20 protein-coding genes and 1 pseudogene are annotated in these 19,636 nt (G+C 41.1%); 7 read left to right on the forward strand and 14 right to left on the reverse strand.

The window, feature by feature from the left end:
• Window positions 1-66: 66 nt before the first annotated feature.
• Both QL898_RS08695 and QL898_RS08700 read right to left on the reverse strand, forming a co-directional pair.
• Complete coding sequence (locus tag QL898_RS08695) at window positions 67-1,083, reverse strand: arginase (RefSeq protein ID WP_290176494.1); 1,017 nt, start codon at window positions 1,081-1,083, stop codon at window positions 67-69.
• 30 nt (window positions 1,084-1,113) lie between these two features.
• A complete protein-coding gene (locus tag QL898_RS08700; protein ID WP_290176495.1) occupies window positions 1,114-2,208 on the reverse strand; it encodes an ornithine cyclodeaminase in 1,095 nt (364 codons plus the stop codon).
• Window positions 2,209-2,376: 168 nt separating this feature from the next.
• Here QL898_RS08700 and QL898_RS08705 point away from each other — a divergent pair, with 168 nt between their 5' ends.
• The 4 genes from QL898_RS08705 (at window position 2,377) to QL898_RS08720 (ending at window position 4,462) form a co-directional block, all read left to right on the forward strand.
• Window positions 2,377-2,808: an Lrp/AsnC family transcriptional regulator gene (locus QL898_RS08705; protein WP_057761040.1), complete on the forward strand. Its 432-nt coding sequence runs from the start codon at window positions 2,377-2,379 to the stop codon at window positions 2,806-2,808.
• 301 nt (window positions 2,809-3,109) lie between these two features.
• A complete protein-coding gene (locus tag QL898_RS08710) occupies window positions 3,110-3,505 on the forward strand; it encodes an outer membrane protein assembly factor BamE (RefSeq protein ID WP_201567285.1) in 396 nt (131 codons plus the stop codon).
• Between the two features lie 10 nt (window positions 3,506-3,515).
• Window positions 3,516-4,046 carry a hypothetical protein gene (locus QL898_RS08715; protein ID WP_201567284.1) on the forward strand — a complete coding sequence of 177 codons (531 nt, stop codon included), beginning with the start codon at window positions 3,516-3,518 and terminating at the stop codon, window positions 4,044-4,046.
• Entirely contained in the window at window positions 4,043-4,462 is a 420-nt protein-coding gene (locus QL898_RS08720; protein ID WP_201567283.1) for a hypothetical protein, read from the forward strand. Before QL898_RS08715 ends, QL898_RS08720 begins: the two co-directional genes overlap by 4 nt.
• Window positions 4,463-4,891: 429 nt before the next feature.
• On the opposite strand, the gene QL898_RS08725 is transcribed toward QL898_RS08720, so the two are convergent.
• From QL898_RS08725 to rutA, 9 genes and pseudogenes are all read right to left on the reverse strand, one after another.
• Window positions 4,892-5,488, reverse strand: coding sequence for a malonic semialdehyde reductase (locus QL898_RS08725; protein ID WP_290176496.1), 597 nt, complete (start codon window positions 5,486-5,488; stop codon window positions 4,892-4,894).
• An 18-nt stretch (window positions 5,489-5,506) separates the two neighbouring features.
• A complete protein-coding gene (gene rutD / locus QL898_RS08730) occupies window positions 5,507-6,283 on the reverse strand; it encodes a pyrimidine utilization protein D (protein WP_290176498.1) in 777 nt (258 codons plus the stop codon).
• A gap of 181 nt (window positions 6,284-6,464) precedes the next feature.
• Window positions 6,465-7,082, reverse strand: a pseudogene (gene ribB, locus QL898_RS08735) (3,4-dihydroxy-2-butanone-4-phosphate synthase); the annotation flags it as partial.
• A gap of 97 nt (window positions 7,083-7,179) precedes the next feature.
• A complete protein-coding gene (locus tag QL898_RS08740; RefSeq protein WP_290176499.1) occupies window positions 7,180-8,679 on the reverse strand; it encodes a CoA-acylating methylmalonate-semialdehyde dehydrogenase in 1,500 nt (499 codons plus the stop codon).
• A gap of 40 nt (window positions 8,680-8,719) precedes the next feature.
• Complete coding sequence (locus QL898_RS08745; protein WP_290176500.1) at window positions 8,720-10,078, reverse strand: solute carrier family 23 protein; 1,359 nt, start codon at window positions 10,076-10,078, stop codon at window positions 8,720-8,722.
• Window positions 10,079-10,111: 33 nt separating this feature from the next.
• The gene (gene rutF / locus QL898_RS08750) at window positions 10,112-10,693 is read right to left on the reverse strand and encodes an NADH-dependent FMN reductase RutF (protein WP_290176501.1); all 582 of its coding nucleotides are present in this window, start codon (window positions 10,691-10,693) and stop codon (window positions 10,112-10,114) included.
• Window positions 10,694-10,825: 132 nt separating this feature from the next.
• On the reverse strand, window positions 10,826-11,209 hold the full coding sequence (rutC, locus tag QL898_RS08755; protein ID WP_110923384.1) for a pyrimidine utilization protein C: 384 nt from the start codon (window positions 11,207-11,209) through the stop codon (window positions 10,826-10,828).
• 73 nt (window positions 11,210-11,282) lie between these two features.
• Entirely contained in the window at window positions 11,283-12,002 is a 720-nt protein-coding gene (gene rutB, locus QL898_RS08760) for a pyrimidine utilization protein B (RefSeq protein WP_197129781.1), read from the reverse strand.
• A 14-nt stretch (window positions 12,003-12,016) separates the two neighbouring features.
• On the reverse strand, window positions 12,017-13,120 hold the full coding sequence (rutA, locus tag QL898_RS08765; RefSeq protein WP_290176503.1) for a pyrimidine utilization protein A: 1,104 nt from the start codon (window positions 13,118-13,120) through the stop codon (window positions 12,017-12,019).
• A 486-nt stretch (window positions 13,121-13,606) separates the two neighbouring features.
• On the opposite strand from rutA, the gene QL898_RS08770 reads away from it, so the two are divergent.
• Together QL898_RS08770 and QL898_RS08775 are read left to right on the forward strand one after the other, a co-directional pair.
• Window positions 13,607-14,242 (forward strand): TetR family transcriptional regulator C-terminal domain-containing protein, encoded by a 636-nt coding sequence (locus tag QL898_RS08770; protein ID WP_290176504.1) that lies wholly within the window; start codon window positions 13,607-13,609, stop codon window positions 14,240-14,242.
• 159 nt (window positions 14,243-14,401) lie between these two features.
• Window positions 14,402-14,680, forward strand: a complete 279-nt coding sequence (locus QL898_RS08775; protein ID WP_102078430.1) for a peptidylprolyl isomerase — start codon at window positions 14,402-14,404, stop codon at window positions 14,678-14,680.
• Window positions 14,681-14,907: 227 nt separating this feature from the next.
• Here the strand turns inward: QL898_RS08775 and QL898_RS08780 are convergent, their stop codons facing one another.
• Window positions 14,908-15,417, reverse strand: coding sequence for a pirin-like C-terminal cupin domain-containing protein (locus tag QL898_RS08780; protein WP_290176505.1), 510 nt, complete (start codon window positions 15,415-15,417; stop codon window positions 14,908-14,910).
• Between QL898_RS08780 and truC the strand changes: the two genes are divergently transcribed.
• Window positions 15,322-16,080: a tRNA pseudouridine(65) synthase TruC gene (gene truC / locus QL898_RS08785; RefSeq protein WP_290176506.1), complete on the forward strand. Its 759-nt coding sequence runs from the start codon at window positions 15,322-15,324 to the stop codon at window positions 16,078-16,080. The two genes, QL898_RS08780 and truC, sit on opposite strands and share 96 nt — an antisense overlap.
• A 348-nt stretch (window positions 16,081-16,428) precedes the next feature.
• Here the strand turns inward: truC and QL898_RS08795 are convergent, their stop codons facing one another.
• Both QL898_RS08795 and QL898_RS08800 read right to left on the reverse strand, forming a co-directional pair.
• Window positions 16,429-16,557 (reverse strand): hypothetical protein, encoded by a 129-nt coding sequence (locus tag QL898_RS08795; protein WP_290176507.1) that lies wholly within the window; start codon window positions 16,555-16,557, stop codon window positions 16,429-16,431.
• A gap of 347 nt (window positions 16,558-16,904) precedes the next feature.
• Window positions 16,905-19,636 (reverse strand): hypothetical protein (locus QL898_RS08800; protein WP_290176508.1); only part of this gene is annotated, 2,732 nt, incomplete at its 5' end.

A 19,636-nucleotide genomic window follows, 5' to 3' on the forward strand; every position in this document is an offset into this window, starting at 1 on the left:
AACCTAAAGAAGGTTTTAACAAACCCCTTTAGGCTAGATTCTTTTACTCATTTTAAATATTCAGTACTAGTAATTGCTCAAAAGTGTGTGGGTCACTTTTTCTAAAATTTTAAATATTCTGGTCGAGTCATCTTTTGAGTTGTTATACAAAGGATTTATCTCTGCCATTTCCCAGCAGCACACTTTCTTATTCTTAATTAACTCTATATTAAGTTGCATCGCTTGTTCGTATGACAGACCATTCATTGCAGGCGTACCGGTTCCTGGCACATATAAAGGGTCGACACTATCAACATCAAACGAGACATAAATATGGTCGCAATATTCTAGTTTTTTGAAGATTTCCTCTACGGTAGAACTGATGCCTTTTTGGGTTATCTCAGCCACGCTATATAAAGGGATTTTATGTCTTCTAATTAGATCCATCTCTTCTTCTTGATAATCTCTAACCGCACAAAACACCACATTTTCTGGCTTAATTGATGGCTCGCTTGATGCCATAAACTTCAATTTTTCCCAATACTCTTTTTCTTTTTCAGAAAGCTCGTTACGCTGACATTCCAAATTATCAATGGCACAAGCCATCGCCAAAGGCATGCCATGCATATTTCCTGATCCACTAGTATATGGTGAATGAAAATCAGCGTGAGCGTCTATATAAACCACGCCGATTTCAGCATCGGGGTGCGCCATTTTTAGGCCATGCATCGTGCCTGCACAGCTAGAATGATCACCTGCGATAACAATCGGAAATTGATTCTCATTTCTTATATCTTTGATTTTATGCGCCAATTTAGAAATAACAGGCTCAATTACATCGGCGTATTTTGCATGCTTAAATGACGACTCTTCTTCATGTATATATTCATTTTTTATACTATCAAGTTGCAATTTTTCATAGTAGTCTGCGTTCATCTCTTTTGATGACGCGCGCAATGCATCGATTCCTAGTGACGCGCCTTTTTTATGCCCTGCGACATCTGAATAAACTTCTACTATTCGCACGTTTTTCATTAAATCATTCATTATTTTGTCTCTATTAAATAAAACAATTTTTTCATCATTTGAGTCCAAATATGGCATTGAACTCCTATTTTTCCATATTCAAATGACTTATGATGCGGCCATCGCTTCATCCGTCTCTAGGCTACGCTCTTTGCTATGAGCTTTTACGACCGAATAGAGGTTTTTAGGGTCTTGTTGCTGAGGAATCAAGTCAAGCAACTCATATGCATCCTGCTTTTTAATCAAATCACGCAAAAATACCAAAGCCGTAAAGTCTTCTGAGGCAAAACCAACACCATCAAATACAACCAAGTTATTTTCGTTGGTGCGTACTTCTTTTTCACCGTTTACGATGCGGTAAAACTCTGTCACAGGGAAATCTTGAGAGAGCTGTTGAATGTCGCCTTCAATACGAGTTTGTGGTTCAAACTCTACAATCACATGATCGGCTCTTAACAAGATATTGGCATCTAGCTCTGTTTTGCCAGGACAGTCACCACCGATGGCGTTAATATAGACGCCTTTTTTGACCATATCATCACGAAGAATGGTGGCGTTTTTCTTATCTGCGGTACAGGTAGTGATGATATCTGCACCTTCAACTGCTTCTTCTACCGTTTTGCAAATAGTAATCTCTAGACCTGAATCGGCAAGGTTATGCGCTACTTTTTCAGATGCGGCTGGGTCGACATCATACAAACGCACTTTTGAGATACCCACGACTGCCTTCATACCCATTGCTTGGAACTCACCCTGAGCACCATTACCGATAAGCGCTAAAGTCTGGGCGTTTTTAGGCGCACAATGTTTGGCAACCAATGCAGAAGTCGCCGCAGTACGTAAGGCGGTTAAAATACACATTTCTGTCAGCAGAATGGGATAGCCTGTATCTACATCAGACAATAAGCCAAAAGCGGCGACCGTCTGCAAATCGCGCTTGGTGTTGATCGGATGACCATTGACATATTTGCACGCAAACATTTCACCATCGCTGACAGGCATCAACTCTATGACACCATCTTTGGAATGTGAAGCAAAACGACTGGATTTTTCAAAACTATCCCAACGAGAAAAATCTTGTTCTAAAGCATCTACCAATTCTTTTATCGTCTGTTCTATACCATAATTACTAATGATTTCAGCCATCGCCTGTACGCTAACAAATGGCACACCCTGCTTCTGTGATACGATAAATTTAGACATTAATTTTGCTCCATTCCATGAATATTATTTATTTAACCGACAATTAATATGCTACCAATTATAATTGTCAGTTAAAATGTCAATAACTTACCAAATATGGAAATTTTTTTGACACATTGTTAGGTGCTACTTAGCATAATGTCAAAATCTAGTGAAGGAAGCATTTTTATGGCGTATTACACTTATGACTCTTTAGATAGCGAACTGATATCTGAACTTCGACAAGATGGTCGAGCAACCATCTCAAACCTGGCTAAAAAACTCAAAGTCTCTCGTGCCACTGTCCAAAACAGATTGGATAGACTGATTCACAACGGTGCTATTTTAGGATTTACGATTCGAGTGCATGAAGCATTAGATAAAGAAACAGTTAAAGCGATGATGATGATTGAGGTAACAGGAAAATCTACTTCACAAGTGATTAGGAAACTGCGGGGTATCCCGCAATTGATTAAGCTACATACGACCAATGGGGCATGGGACTTGGTAGGAGAGATACACACGACAAGCTTGAGAGAATTTGATGAAGTGCTGCGTCAAGTCAGAGAGATTGATGGCATTTTGAATAGCGAAACAAGTGTTCTGCTTTCGAGTTTGTAATATAGCGACACTTGTATCACCACTAATATTGAATACTTAGTTGGCACTCCCTTTGCCCTTATAGGTAAGTCTACTATTCACGTTAATATCAAAATAAATAAAAGATTTCTTTAAGTTTATTTTCTTAAATCATATAAAAGTATGAATGTAAATAAAGAACAAAAGCCTTGTATTTTATAGTTTTTTATTTACATTTGTTAACTAAACCGTTACATTGTGTCTATCTAAGTTAGGTGTGAAAATATAATGTTTCCACGCCTAACTTATACTGTGCATATCACTCTATTAAAAAGGAAATAAGATGAAAGCTATATTTATTCTAATAGCCGCTTTATCACTTGGTGGCTGTGTTTCAGCAGCACATCATGCTGAACAAGTTCAAAGCAACTCAAATATATCTGTGGGCGTTGTTCAAAAACAAATCAAAGTAGGCATGAGTGGTGCAGATGTATTACAAGCACTTGGATCACCGAATATGGTCTCTACAGATGATCAAAGAAGAGAGGTCTGGGTTTACGATAAAGTAGCTACAGATAGAGTTCAGTCATCAAGTACAGGTTGGGTATTTGCTGTTCTAGCTGGTGGTCAATCTAGTTCAGGGGCGTCATCTACCTCACAGAGAACACTTACTATAATAATAAAATTTGATGAACAAAACTTGGTAAGAGACTTTGCCTATCATTCATCAAAGTTCTAGGGTCAAACTAATGAAAAAAATGAAATATATCTTTGTCGCTTGTACTTTAGCAATGACTGGTTGCGCGACAACTGCACCAGAAAACTTATTTCAAGCTTCTGAGACCTCTCTACAAGAACGACAAATGCAGTCTAGATTCTTTGAGACAAAAGATGAGATCTCACTTCTTTCAGCTGGAGTAGCTGTATTACAAGATATGGGATATTCGATAGACGAAACCGAAACAAAATCAGGTGTTATTACAGCGTCTAAGACTGTAAGTGCCACCAATAACGCGCAGATAGCAGGCGCGGTACTATTAGCCGTCCTTGGTGGTGGCAATATGTCAGTTGATAGCGAGCAGCAAATTAAAGTTAGTTTCGTCACACTACCTTCTAAGCTCAACAATGAAGGTTATTTAGCTAGAGCTACTTTTCAGCGTATTGTGACAAATACTCAAGGACAAGTAACCAAAGCCGAAACCATGAAGACAGAAGAGCTATATGTTGAATTCTTCAGTAAATTATCTAAATCAGTATTTTTAGAGGCTCAAGAAATATGAAATCATTAAAAATAACTTTTTTCGCTGCCTTCCTCGCTATTACAGGTTGTGCAACACATGATGCTAGAATTTTGGGCGCTGACAATCAAGTAGAGCTACGCAGTATGCAAACGCGAGCTTTTGATACCAGTGATAAAACTATAGTAGTTAGAAATGTAATATCAACCTTACAAGATTTGAGTTTTGTCATTGATAAAGCTGATACAGATCTTGGTACAGTTTCAGCTACCAGACTAGTCAGCGGTAATAAAGTTAGAATGACTGTTACTGCAAGACCTTCTAGTTCTGGAAAATCTGTAATTGTTAGAGCAAACGCGCAATATAACTTGAAACCAATTGAAAATCCCAAAATATATCAAGATTTTTTCTCGGCTTTATCAAAATCTCTTTTCTTATCAGCTAACGCTGTAGAGTAAGAAATATAAAAACCGTGAATCTCGGAAGTTTGTTTATATTCTAATATAACCAATCCTCTATAACGTGGATACATGTCAGTTTAGCTTAGCCTACTATATAGTCATATACAGAGAAATATATGTAGCATAGCTCAGATAGCCATAGGCTGATACAAGAAATATCTATAAGAGAGTGTAATAATACGTTGCTTGGTCAACCTACTCAAACATGATAGAGATCGTTGGTTCGAATCATATTATGTTTGCCAAATTTAAACAGCCCCAATCTCAAGGTTGGGGCTGTTTTTATGCCTGCAATAACAGAGCTGTAGCGGAAAACCTTTAGTTTCAGAGCCTTGTAATCAAAAATGGTTATTAAGCGTCATTATGGTTCACTTAATAACCCAGTCGAAAGCAGCTACCCTTCCACATGGTTGAATGACTTGTTTCTTATAAAATCTGACAAGCCTCATCAAAATCTAATCTTGGCAGACGGCTGTACAATTGATCTTCTTGACCATACCCTATATTAATGAGTAGATTTGAAGTCCATTTGCTATCTTTAAGAAAGGTGTCGTCCACCAATTCATTATTAAATCCAGACATTGGGCCCGTGTCTAAACCCAATGCTCTACAAGCCAAGATTAGATAAGCGGCTTGCATAGAGCTGTTTCTAAACGCCGTCTCTTTTATGAGCTCAGGGCTAGAGTTAAACCATGATCTGGCATCCGTATGTGGGAATAATTTGGGAAGTTGCTCATAAAACTCATTGTCATAAGCGACAATCACTGTGATAGGTGCTGTCATTGTTTTTTCGATATTACCTGTTGACAGTGCTGGCTCTAAGCGCGCTTTAGCGTCATCAGATCTGAGAAATACAAACCGCGCAGGTGAACAATTGGCCGAGGTAGGCGCCATTTTAACTAAGTGATAGATTTCTTCAAGTAGTGCATCTGGCACGTCTTTTTTTTGCCAAGCATTAAAGGATCTGGCCTTACCAAACAGTTGATCTAGATCTTCTGAAGATAACGATAGGGAGTCAGTCATAGTACGTCCTAATTGATATTAATTTTTAGATAAGAATTGGAGAATTTTGCTATTGGTTGAGCAGGTCTCTGTGATTGTACTGGCATGGCCACCTGTCACCATCAACTCAAATTGAGCATTATGCATATTATCGGCTAAAGCCAGACCACGTTGCCATGGCACCAACACATCATCAAGATTGCTTAAAACTAGTGTTTTGTTTTTGATATGTTTAGCGTTTATCAGGGGCTGATAAGCCTGCAAGGCTTTTAGTCTCGTTGAGACGTTCTCGACTGGCGCAAAGTGAGCAATAGCTTTATCTTCTTTTCGCGTGAGTGCTTCTATGTTGTCTGAGATCCAGATCGGTGGGTACAAAAATATTGCTTGCGCACGTACGAATGCCTCTACCCCTGTATCTTGCAGCAAACTGGTTCGCATACGAAAACATTTAATAGTATGAGGATCGAGGCTTTCCCATCCATTTAAGATGACCAGTTTATTTAACAACTCTGGCGCTTTATAAGCGACTTCCATACCGATAAATCCGCCAAGTGCGTGACCGACGAAATGACAATTGGAGAGCCCTTCTTGTTTCAAAATTTCAATTAATTGTTCTGCTAAATCTTGCATAGAATAGTCATCGGGTAAGAGATCACTATCAGGCGATACGCCCTCTTGTTCATAACAAATCACATTGTAATGCTCGGTAAAACTCTCAATTTGAGGTAACCAAAAATCAGCATGCCCGCCTAAACCTGAACTAAATACGACCGTTTCTGACGTGTCGTTCTTACAAGGATATTTTTTAACTAACATAGGGTTTCATCCAATTTTAGTAAATTTCAAATTGCAGTAAAAGTATCTAATAGCTTATAAAATCAAGTTAAGTTAAGTTAAATTAAACTGACTAAATCAATTCAACGGTACGTTCATCGCTTTCATCATATTCATACGCTACGGTTTCTTCGAAATTTTCAACTTCTCTTTCACCCTTACTTTCAACAGCCTCTTGAGATTTAATATATTTAATTAACGCGTCTATGGTGCCGACCTTTAGATTATGAGTATCGGCAAATTTCACCAGATCATTTCTGCGAGCCATTTCACCATCTTGGTTGATAATCTCTACAATAACCGCAGCAGGTTCTAAACCAGCCAGTCTCGTTAGGTCACAACCTGCCTCAGTATGCCCAGCCCGCTCTAAAACACCGCCTTCTTTAGCCACTAATGGAAAAATATGACCTGGGGTTACGACGTCATCAAAGGTAACGTCTTGAGACACGGCAGTTCTGATAGTCTGAGCTCTGTCTGCCGTTGATATACCTGTACTTACGCCTTCTGCTGCATCAATGGAAACGGTGAAATTTGTACTGTAAGGTGCTTGGTTGTCTTTGCACATCAGAGGTAGTTTTAATTTTTTGCAACGCTCGGAGGTCAAGGTCAAACAAACCAAACCTCTGGCATGGGTAATCATAAAGTTAATATCATCAGGTTTGGCTAGAGTGGCTGCCATGATCAGGTCACCTTCGTTTTCCCGATCCTCATCATCCATGATTATGACCATCTTTCCTGCTTTAATATCTTCAATGATTTCTGGTATTGTATTGATATTCATAAAATCCACCATTTGCTTTTGTATGTTGTTATATATGGCGTGTTTTCAATTAATCACACGCTCTACATAACGTCCTACGTTTGATACGGCCGTATAACTACTTCATAGAAATAGTGGTATTTACGCCTTCACTAGCATCCTCATCAAACCAGCGTGATATCACGGTTTTCGTCTGCGTATAAAACTGTACCGCTTGCTTGCCATAAGGACCTAAATCACCGAGCTTGCTGGCTCTAGACCCTGTAAACGAAAACATCGGTAGCGGTACTGGAATTGGTAAATTAATACCGACTTGTCCAACATCGATATCTTGTTGGAACTTATGTGCATGGGCGCCAGACTGGGTAAAAATTGCAGTGCCATTACCATTTGGATTGGTATTGATAATCTCAATGGCTTCCTCAAGCGTGTCCGCATACATAATGCATAAGACAGGACCAAAAATCTCTTCGGTATAGCAGCTCATATCAGCGGTTACATGATCTAAGATGGTCGGACCAACAAAGTTGCCTTCCTCATAACCTGCTACCTGACAACCACGACCATCTAGTCTTAGATGCGCCCCTTCGTCTATGCCCGCTTGGATTAAGCGCTCGACACGGGCTTTGGCTTGCTTAGATATTAGCGGACCTAAGTCTTTATCATCCTTGCCAGCAGACACTACCAGCTGTGCTGATTTTTCTACAATCTCATCAACCCACTGTTTAGACTCTCCAACCAATACGACGACAGACAGTGCCATGCATCGCTGACCTGCTGCACCAAATGCTGCCCCTGCTAATTGATTCAGACTTTGTTCTTTATTGGCATCAGGCATGATAACGGCATGGTTTTTCGCACCCATCATACATTGCACACGTTTGCCAGCCTGACCTGCACGGTCATATACGTGCTTGCCCACCGCAGTTGAACCCACAAAAGATATCGCTTTTATATCTGGATGATCGCACAGCGCATCCACCGTATCTTTACCACCATGAACGACATTCAATACCCCTTTTGGTATACCTGCCTCAAGCGCCAACTCGACCAATCTCATGGTAACGATTGGGTTTTGTTCAGAGGGTTTTAAGATGAACGTATTGCCTGTGGCGATGGCCATTGGAAACATCCATAGCGGTATCATGGCAGGAAAGTTAAAGGGAGTAATACCTGCACAGACGCCTATTGGCTGCTGAACGGTATACATATCAATACTACTGGCGACGTTTTCAATGTAGCCACCTTGTTGCAAGTTGCCGATACCTGATGCGTGCTCTACGACCTCAAGACCTCTGAACACATCGCCTCTCGCATCTGCCAGTGTCTTACCTTGTTCTTCAGTCAGTAGCGCTGCCAGCTCATCCATATTTTCACGTATCAGTTGTTGATACTTTAAGAAAACACGAGCTCGTTTACTGATAGGTGTGACACGCCAACTCTGAAAAGCCTCAGATGCCGTTTTAATAGCTTGTTCGATTTCCGCAGGTGTTGATTGTGGTACCTTGGCGATAACTTCTTGCGTGGCTGGATTGGTGATATCAATCCATTCTGTGGTCGTTGATTCGGTAAATTCGCCATTGATCAATTGTTGTACGCTGCGTGGTTCTGTATTCATGACACGGTTCCTTAAGGTAATATCAAATAGGGATTTAAATTTATGGATTGAGTTTTAAGAGCGGCTCTGATGTAGCGATTTCTCTCTCAGTGGTCACGCTCACCTCTTTTTGCTTGTTTTTAAAATTGAAAACGAGGTTCATAAGAATGGCTAAAAACGTAGCGGTACCGATGCCGCCTAAATCAAAGCCTGCAATGTTTAGTGAATAGTTGCCAGTACCTAAGATTACTGGGACGGCGGCGACCAACATATTGCCATTCTTACTGAAATCAATTTTTGCATTCATCCAGATACGCGCACCAGCGATCGTGATTAAACCAAAGACAACGATTGAGGCACCAGTCAAAATAGGCACTGGGATGGTGCTGACTAACGTTCCAAACTTAGGGGATAAGCCCAATAGAATTGCAAAGACACCTGCTATGACAAAGACGACTGTAGAGTAGATTTTGGTCGCAGCCATCACGCCTATGTTTTCTGCATAGGTTGTCACACCGGTACCGCCTATCGAGGCTGACAGCGTGGTACAAAGACCGTCAGCGAAGAACGCTCTACCCATATAAGGTGAGATGCTTTTGCCAGTCATGGCTTCTACTGCTTTGAAATGCCCAAGGTTTTCAGCGATCAAGATGATAAAGACAGGTGCAATCACTAATATGGCACTGGTCTCAAAGACAGGAGAATAAAGGGTTGGCATACCGAACCAGGCAGCATTCGCAATTGGAGCAAAATCAATAGGCTTACCCATACCCATCACATTCGTTAATAGGAAATAAATAAAATATGCAGCGACCAGTCCTATTAATAATAACAAGCGTCTGACCATCCCTCTGGTAAATACGGCGACCGAACAGATACACAGCACGGTGACTAACGCCATCCAAGAATCAAAGCTACTGCCGATGACGCTTTGTATGGTGACAGGCGCTAAGTTCAACCCGATAATCATCACAATGGACCCAGTGACCACAGGTGGCATCAAATTCTCAATCCACCCTGCACCTGTCTTCATCACCAGCAGACCCATCAATGCGTATAAGACCCCGCAGACCAGTGTGCCCCCAAGCGCAATGCCAATATTTGGATTGATACCAGTGCCGCTATAGCCAGTTACTGCTGCTACCGCCCCGATAAAGGCAAAACTAGAGCCTAAATAACTTGGTACGTGACCGCCAGTAATGAGAAAGAACAGTATCGTGCCTATACCAGTAATCAGCATGGTTAAGCTAGGATCGAATCCCATCAGTAAGGGAGCTAAGACTGTCGCACCGAACATTGCAAATGAGTGCTGTGCGCCTAACACCACACTTTTACCCATGGGTAGATACTCATTGATACCTACCGGCGTCGTTTCTAGATTTCCAGTATAGGGACGCCATTTAACAAACCATTTATCCATTTTAGATATCCTTAAAAAGTAGAGGGATGATACTTAGTTCGTGCACTTACTTAATTGATGGTAGTCTCGATTAAAATAGATGAGACTGTCACAATTAGGCTTGTGTTTGATATCCAATACTTCACAAATAAGAATATCGTGGGTTCCCACCGAGCTAATGAGTTTGATCTTGCAATCAAAAGAAATACTGGCGTCTTCTAATACAGGCGATCCTGTCGACAGCGTAGACCAGCTGCCTTGCTCAAACCTTTCTTCCAGAGATTTTTTACCCCCGAACACACCGCTTAGATCTTTGTGTTCAAGAGCAAGTGTGTTGACGCATAGCACCATGTTTTCTTTAAAAAAGTGGTAGACAGAAGCGCTTCTGTTTAAACACACCAATAGGGTTGGTGGTGAGTCAGTGACACTACACACAGCAGAGGCGGTAAATCCTGCCCGCCCTGCTGGACCCTCAGTGGTGATAATGTTGACGGCGGCAGCCAAATTACTCATCGCATCTCTAAAAGATTGCTGCATGTCAGTTAAGTTTCCTGCCGTAGAGGTGAATGATTCTTTAGATTTATGTTTCATTAATGAGGATTGCGTTACTTGGCTTTCTTTAATTACTGTATTCATCTGTCATTTCCTTTTAAACAATATTCCGCCACATGTGTAGTTAACTAAAGCGCCCTACTACAGTCCAATGCTAGGGGGTTCAATGTCAGGTAACTTTAAATTCACTAACTGCAGTCATTTTTAAACAGGTCTTTATCCAATGTGCGCTATGGACGCGATTTCGACCAAAGCGTCTGGTTTTACCAACCCGCATTGAATACAAAATCTTGCTGGCTTTTCATTGGGGAAAAATTCTGCATAGACTTGATTGACCGCGTCATAATCTGCCCAATCTTTTACAAAGATTGAATTAAATGTCACGTCATCCATATCGCCGCCAGCGGTTTGAATCACGTTTTTGATTGTCGTTAACACATGGCGAGTTTGAGCAGCTGCATCACCCACATGTACGACATCGTTATTTTCATCAAAGGGTAAAGTGCCTGAGACATAAACGATATTGTCGGCCTTGGTAGCGGGTACATAAGGGGCTAATGGTTTGCTGGTACCTTCAGGTATAATCACTTGTTTAGACATATCTACATTCCTATTGCGGTTAGGTTAAGTATGAAGCGCTTGGTTTTGGTTTCTTAGCTAGCTATTCAAAACGTTAGCTGTCTGTAAAACACTGCTGCATGCTTGCAACATCAGAGACCCAACCAAAAAAGGTTTTTACGTTATATAGTGTGGCCTCATGAGCCTCTACTGGTCCTGCCTGATAACAAGCGTCATCTAATAACACCCCAAAATACTCAAGAAAAAATCCATCCCGAAGCGTAGATTCAACACAGACGTTAGTCGCGATACCAGTGAGTAATAAGTTACGTATGCCTCGTGACCGCAATACGCTATCAAAGTTAGTGTTCGCAAAGCCGCTATAACGAGGTTTATCTATAACGATGTCTTGAGGCGCAGGGCTAAGCTCATCGACCAACTCGTAATCCCAGCCACCTTTAGCCAATAACGTTCCTTCAATTTCAGGGTTTTTACGCATGGTTTTTAGGGCGTTTGATTTGTGATAATTAGGCGACCCACTACCACCAGCTTCGACATACTTGTTGTCCCAGCCATTTCTAAAATAGATAACTTGTATGCCAGCTTGGTGTGCAATATCCACGGCTTGCTTTATTTTATCTATGACGGGTTTGGTCGTTGTGACATCAAACCCAGCCAAATCTAGATAACCGCCTTGGCTGGCATAAGCGTTTTGCATATCTACTACGATCAATGCCGTCTGCGAAGGATCTAACTTAATAGGTTCAGGCAACGACTCTAAAACAGGAGAAGATTCCTTGGTAAAGTCTGCACAAATTGTATTAACCGAATTCATATCCACTCCTTTTATTAGGCTTCGCTGACAGCTTGGCTAGCAACTGGTGTATCGACATTGATACGGCTCTTCATCAGGGGCTGAATCTTACTGCCAAAATCTTCAACACCTTGCACGAAGTCATCAAAAGTCAGTAGAACGCCATCCGTACCTTGTACTTCAGCGACTTCGTCCAACATACTGGCGACGTTTTCAAAAGAGCCGACCAGCGTACCCATGTTGATATTGACTGGCGAAACGCTTGAGGCCATATGGCGAACGTTGGTATCTTTGCCTGAGGTTTTGTCCTTACCACCTTGTGACTGCAGCCAATCAATGGCTTCAAAGTCCGCGCCATCATTGTATGATTGCCACTTTGCTTGGGCTTTTTCATCGGTCTCATCTGCAATGACCATAAAGAGAACATAGGTCGGAACATTACGGCCCGTCTGATCCGTATGTACTTTTAAGCGATCATTGATACCGGCATAAGCGGTAGGTGTGTTTAGACCTTTACCAAAGACAAAATTGTAATCAGCGTATTTCGCAGAGAATGCCAAGCCTGTATCTGATTGACCCGCACAGATAATCTTCATATCCGCTTTTGGAATAGGCTTTACCTGACAGTCATTCATCTGAAAGAACTCACCCTTCAAATCAGATTGGCCTGTCGCCCAAAGATCTCTTAGAATTTGTACATATTCAGATAGGTAGTCATAGCGCTTACCAAAATAATCATCGCCTGGCCACATGCCCATCTGTCCATATTCTGCTTCTTGCCAGCCAGTCACGACATTCAATCCAAAACGCCCGTTTGAGATGCTGTCAAGCGTTGATGCCATTCTCGCTACGATTGCCGGTGGCATGACCAACGTCGCCGATGTGGCATAGATTTTTATCTTAGACGTGACTGCCGCGAGTCCTGCCATCAAGGTAAAGCTCTCGAGGTTGTAATCCCAAAACTCAGTTTCCCCGCCAAAACCGCGCAGCTTGATCATCGATAGGGCAAAATCAAACCCATAGTGCTCAGCACGTTGCACAATCTGTTTATTTAGCTCAAATGTTGGCTTGTACTGCGGCGCGTTTTTCGAGATTAACCAGCCATTGTTGCCAATCGGACAAAAAATACCTATTTCCATGATTTCACCTATACGTTTGAGGAAGAAAAGAGCGATAAAAGAAATAAAGATTATTTCATGTTTTTTATGTAGCATAATCTATGCCAAATTAATTAATCATTTATTATCAATTACTTATATGTTTTTAATACAGAAATTATTAAACCATATGGTCTAAAAATATGCAGATAAATAGTGCGGGCTGTTATAAATTGGTGCAAAGTGTTATAAAATAGTGCACAAATGTATAAATTGTTTATAAGTACGTTTTGATAGTGGTTTGAATGAAGATAAGGTGGAATAAGCAGCAGAAAATACTGGTCAACAGCAGGTTGCTTTAGTCGGTAAACCTGCAAACCGATATGGTATTGCTCGCTGTTGGAGTAGTTGGCATATCTATTTTGATCAACCAGTAGCATCTGCATTTGGTTACTTCTACCCTTTTTTAAATTGAATCAACTATCATTTGAAACTAGGTTTTTTGGCTTTACGATGAGGGAAAATATAGTGAAAGAATACGCACTAAAAGAAGAGACAGAGACGAGTGCAAAGATATTAAAAAAGAAAGAACATATCATCAATGCTGCATTGATCGTATTTTCCCAAGAGGGATTGAATGGCGCGCGAATGGAGCAAATTGCCGACGAAGCTGATATATCTAAATCGAATATATTTTATTACTTCCAAAGTAAAGAAGTTCTGTATGTTGCTGTTTTAGAAAAGGTGCTGAGTAAGTGGTTATCGCCTTTGAGTGAAATTAACGCCAACCAAGACCCAAGGGTTGCCCTTAAGACCTATATTGAAGAAAAGTATAAAATCTCAAAAAAATCACCTGCAGCATCGAGACTGTATGCGTTAGAGATTATACAAGGGGCACCTCATTTGATGGCCGTATTAAAAGGCCCTTTGAAATCTTTGGTTCGTGAAAAGGTGGCAGTGATTGATGGCTGGATTGCAGATAACAAGATTAAGTCCGTGTCTGCCATCCATTTGATTTTTCATATTTGGGCAGTCACTCAGCACTATTCTGATTTTTCTATTCAAACTGAAGCGGTGTGTAATCATAGCTTGAGAAATAAGAAGTTCGCTAATGAGGCATTAAACACTAGCATTCAGCTTTTGGTAGATAGTTTGATTCCGTGATTTGACATTATGAAAGTACAGCTATGTACCGAAACCCAAATAGTTGTGTCTGTATAGATAGTGACTTGGGAGAATTCAGCACCTGCAAGTGAGGTTATCAACCAAAGTAAGTAGTGATATAATGTCCTGATAATTGATATTTTATAAAAGGGTTACATTATGGCTCGTACCGCTAGCGCATTGCACATTTTAGTAAAACATAAAGAACAAGCTGAGGACATTATTGCCAAGCTTAAAAAAGGCGCTAAGTTTGATGTACTGGCCAAGCGATACTCAACCTGCCCATCAGGGAAAAAAGGTGGCAGCTTAGGTGAGTTTGGCAAAGGTGATATGGTAGGGCCATTCGATAAGGTTTGCTTTACCGGCGAACTATTTACCCCGCATTTAGTAAAGACCAAATTTGGCTGGCATGTCGTAAAAGTCCTTTATAGAACTTAAGCCTTGGCGCCCTGATTGTAAGCCGACTGGAGTATGCCTCAAATGCTGCCCTGATTCGCGTATGCTTTAAAATCGTGGTAATTATGTGCGAATCAGGATTTGATTTTTGGTCGACCTACCCCTTCTAATCCTTACGTCAAACTACCCTTATTTTATTTAAGCAGTATTTTACTTAAGCAGTTTTCTACGAGTTAAGGTCAAATAGTGAGGGGTGAGACAAGCTGTAATCAGCCTTTAAAGCCCCTAGGTAATTCAGGTGCAGGCAAGCGCTTCATATCAGAGTCAACATTGCCGAAACGCTCATGACCATTGTTCCAATCAATAATAGACTGCTCAATCTCAGTTTTGTTATCCGCAACGAAGTTCCACCATAGTAGCACTTGGTTATTGAGCGGTTCGCCGCCGATAAACATGATACGTGTGCCTTTTTTGGCAGCCAGCTTAATACTTTTATTGTTGGCAACATCGCTATCATGAAAGCGAAATAAATGGTCTTGTCGACAAACCTTGCCTTCGGACTCTACCTCCCCTTCTGAAACCAAGATACCGTACTCAAAGTTTGGCTCTAAATTTATTATGCCACTACAGGTACAATAAAAAGAATATATAATTGACGCATCTAAAATATGAGCACTAGAAACATGGATATCGAAGGCAATACTGCTGATCAAATAGAGATTATCTATGAAGATGAGTATATAGTAGCGATTAATAAAGAAGCTGGTCTGTTGGTGCATCGCAGTTGGCTGGACAAAGGTGAGACACGCTTTGCCATGCAGCTCACCCGAGATACGGTAGGCTGTCATGTGTTTCCAGTACATAGGTTAGACAAACCTACATCAGGTGTATTGTTGTTTGCCAAGAGTTCAGCCGTGGCACGTAGCCTTACCGAAGCGTTTACTGAACGCAAAGTGAACAAGCAATATTTGGCAGTGGTACGCGGCTTTATGTCTGAGCAAGGTACTGTTGATTATGCGCTTAGCTTTAAACCTGATGCCATTGCCGATAAATTTGCGAACTTAGATAAACCTGCTCAAGAAGCAGTGACTCACTGGCAAAGTTTGGCACAAATTGAGCTGCCATTTGCAGTATCAAAAAAGCATGCCACTAGCCGCTATAGTCTAGTGCGCTTAACGCCTGAAACTGGACGCAAACATCAGCTGCGTCGGCATATGAGACATGTATTCCATCACATCGTGGGTGATACCAGTCACGGCGATATACGTCATACACGATTCTTTCGTACTCACTATGATTGCACGCGTATGTTGCTGCATGCACAGACTTTGGCACTCAGCCACCCCGTCACTGGTGAGCCACTAGTAATAACAGCGGGATTAGACGATCAATGGATACGTATCTTAGAAGAATTCTCTTGGGTAGATAGTATTGAGGTTTAAGTTCCTAGTGGGGACTTGAAGCTTAGGTTGTAGGCTAATAGTATCTCGGGTTTAAATTTCTAAAACGATTACAGTGTACCTACTCTACACATTCTATTCATGATCAGTACGCTATATAGGAGTCGATCTGGCAGATGTATGAAGTACCTCGAAACTCTCATACTCTCTCAGATTGTTGGACTCTTAAACAATCCTAATATGGCTCAGCATACGCATCAACCATACGGCGTCAAAGAGATATTGCTAGAATCAGCGATAAAACCACCTTGTTCTAGGGTAATATCCACATTTACAATATCGCCTGATTTAAGTATTTGATGATCTGAAGGAACCCTATGACATACCACTTTATTCACTGTAGTAGTCCATGCCTATCTTCATCCAATATTCAGCTTGTGCGTTAATGGAGCGCACCATGACGGCAATTGCTTTACGAATATTTTCATGCAGCTCGTCATCAATTTTAACAATACACATAGATACACCTTAATATACGAATCTATATCTATTTTTGTATGGTTGTAAGAAATAATGAGTTAAAATAGGGAAATAGTCCTATATTGATTATTAGAATATGAATTCAAATATTTCTTGGTATATTTTGAAAACTTAAAGTAAATACAAACAGTTGGAACAACTTGGAGAGTATATAATTAGAACAGTGAATGTTAATTTGAAGCTATATTTGAGATAAAGTTATTTATACAGAGATTTGTTACTGTGTTTTAAGTTTTTGGTATTCTTAACTACCATCCTTCCTATAACAAAAAGCGCCCCCATATGGGAGCGCTTTTTTATTATCTATTAAATATTACCGAGTACTATTAAATAACATTATCGATTATATCAGTTTGGATATATAACTGCGCCGTACCAGCAACGTCTTGGTACAGGTCATAACCCGCTTGATCAGAAGTACTGGACTTAGCCATACCTAACACATTGACAGTATCAATGCTATCACCTTTGATGAATAACTGATTATTACCATCAGTCATACTGATAACATCATTCAACCCTATGTTAAGCGTCTGAGCCGTATTATTCGTCAGATCAAGAGTTTCAAAGTTAGTCACGTTGCTCATATCACTGATAGCAGTAATACTCGTGTCAGTAATTACTAGGGTATCATTCTCTTTACTACCATCTAAGTTTGTGCCGCCATCAATAGAAACATCATCTTTATCAAATACGATAATGTCGCTACCCTCACCGCCTAGTAAAGTATCTGCACCGCTCAGACCAACTAGAGTATCATCTCCTGCACCGCCACTCAGCGTTTCCGCTTGGTTGGTACCGACTAGATAATCATTATTATCAGTACCACGTGGGGCAACACTATCCATTGAGTCTGGGCTTGACGGTGTTGCATACTCATTGTAGTTCAAAGTAACCGTTGAACTGGCTTTATCACCATCCGAGTCTGTATATTCAAACTTAAACTCATCAACATCATTTATGTCAGCACGGACAATATCAGCAATGTTTGAGACTGCTTTGAATTTATAGCTACCATCAGCATAACCAGTAAACACACCATAGTCAGTCTGGAACTCATAGTTAGTCGCATCACCATCAGTATTGACCACTGCAATCGTGGTGTCATTATCTGTTGTTGAAACGCCTGACCAAACAATACCTGTGCCAGTCGAGTTAAGGTAATCAACAGCATCTGCACCGACCGCTACTTTGCCTTCAACCACAACGTTATTTGACAATTCAGGCAATGGATTTAACGGGGTTAGCTTACCGATAATGTCATAAGTATTTGCCTGATTTTCATCACTGTTAACCACAAAGGTGTTTTCATCATCTAAAGCAGGGTCGTAAGAGCCATCATTGGTAGTTTGATAGGCTTTTAGGAATGCTTTGTTCTTATCAGAGTCAACAACTGCATTTGGATCTTTATTTACAAGCTCCAAATCAAGCTTATATTGCTGACCAGCAATCGTTATGATTTGAGATGCATTCGGTATAACAATGAAGTCACCTTGAACAAAAGTATCACTATAATCAGCTGGGTCTAGGCCATAAGTCGCCGCCGTTGCACTATTAGGAGTCTCATTATGTTTCATCTCATAGTCGACAGAAATGCTCTGAGGGTTACCATTAACGTCAATGGTAAAGTCGACATTAAGGTTAGTATCAATCAACGTACCCCCAGATCCAAAGATACCAAAGTTAATGTGAGTGAAATCACCTAGGTCGATATCAGATGAAAAGTCAATTTCTGAACCCTCACCTTGATAACTGGTATTTTCATAAGTGGTATATCCTGCAGGAGGAGTCGTTCCTGCTGGTCTACCCCAATAGATACCTTCATCCAAAGCGTCTACATAAGAGTTACCATCACCTGCTTGGTATGTGGCATCTTGTTCAGCAGACAATGTTCCGATATCACCGCCATAGTCTCTAGATTCAACTGTCGTACCTGCACTGCCGTTAGCAACATTGTCATTACCAGCAATTAGATAACCTGATCGCGTTGGCGTTGTAAATAGGGTCTGGTTAAAGCCTGTTTGTAAACCGCTAAGCGTAATTGTCTCTTGCTGAACATCAATATTCCAAAACACAGGTTGCGGCGCAGGAGAATCATCTTCGATAACAGCCAACAGCGCATCAGACTTCACCAATGAGCCAGTAGCAGCAGCATTTTCAAATACCTCTACACCGAAGTTAACAGATAATATACCTTCAATATTATCGCCTTGTGTGTGGTCTACAGGTGCGCCTAGTACTACATCATATCCAAACTGATAACCATCAGCTATGGCTTCTTTATTACCATTTAAACTTATGGTTAGAACATTCTGAACTTGAGAAGCACCAGTACTGTCTGTATATGTATACTCACCAACGATATTACCTGTCACTGAATCAATACGGAAATCTACTGGGTTACCTTGACTGGTAATACCATTATCTATTGTTGGCAATACGAATTTGACCACTGCGCTGTCCAGACTTGTATCCGTATCGGTTACTCGAATCCAATTGCCATCAGTATCAGTTGCTGAGTCAGTAGTATCTGAATCTGGATTGCTATCTGGATTACCTCCAACCAAACCTTCTTCAGAAACACGGCCAGGCGACACTACTGAGATGTTAGTTGGTTGATCGTAATCGATGGTCACAGTCGCTTCATTTGACGTCTCACCTGTACGGTTATCAACGGTGTAGCTGATTGGCGTTGGGTCACCGGTGAAGCCTGCTTCTGGTGTAAAGGTGATGTCACCTGTTACAGGATCAACAGCCCATGAACCTTCGCCTGGTACGTCAACCGATTTGCCGTCATCAGCAATGGTGCCGCCCGCTGGTGATTGTGTGATCATCACAGTCGCCGGGTCTAAGTCGTCTCCACCCTGGCCATCGTTACCAACCACAGCAACCACAACTGGGCTACCTGAGGCGCCTGTTTGCGTGTCATTGACCGCTTGTGGATACTCGATGGTCACAGTCGCTTCATTTGACGTCTCACCTGTACGGTTATCAACGGTGTAGCTGATTGGCGTTGGGTCACCGGTGAAGCCTGCTTCTGGTGTAAAGGTGATGTCAC

It is taken from the genome of Psychrobacter sp. APC 3279 (genome assembly GCF_030407795.1).
In the GTDB taxonomy this organism is placed as follows: Bacteria; Pseudomonadota; Gammaproteobacteria; order Pseudomonadales; family Moraxellaceae; genus Psychrobacter.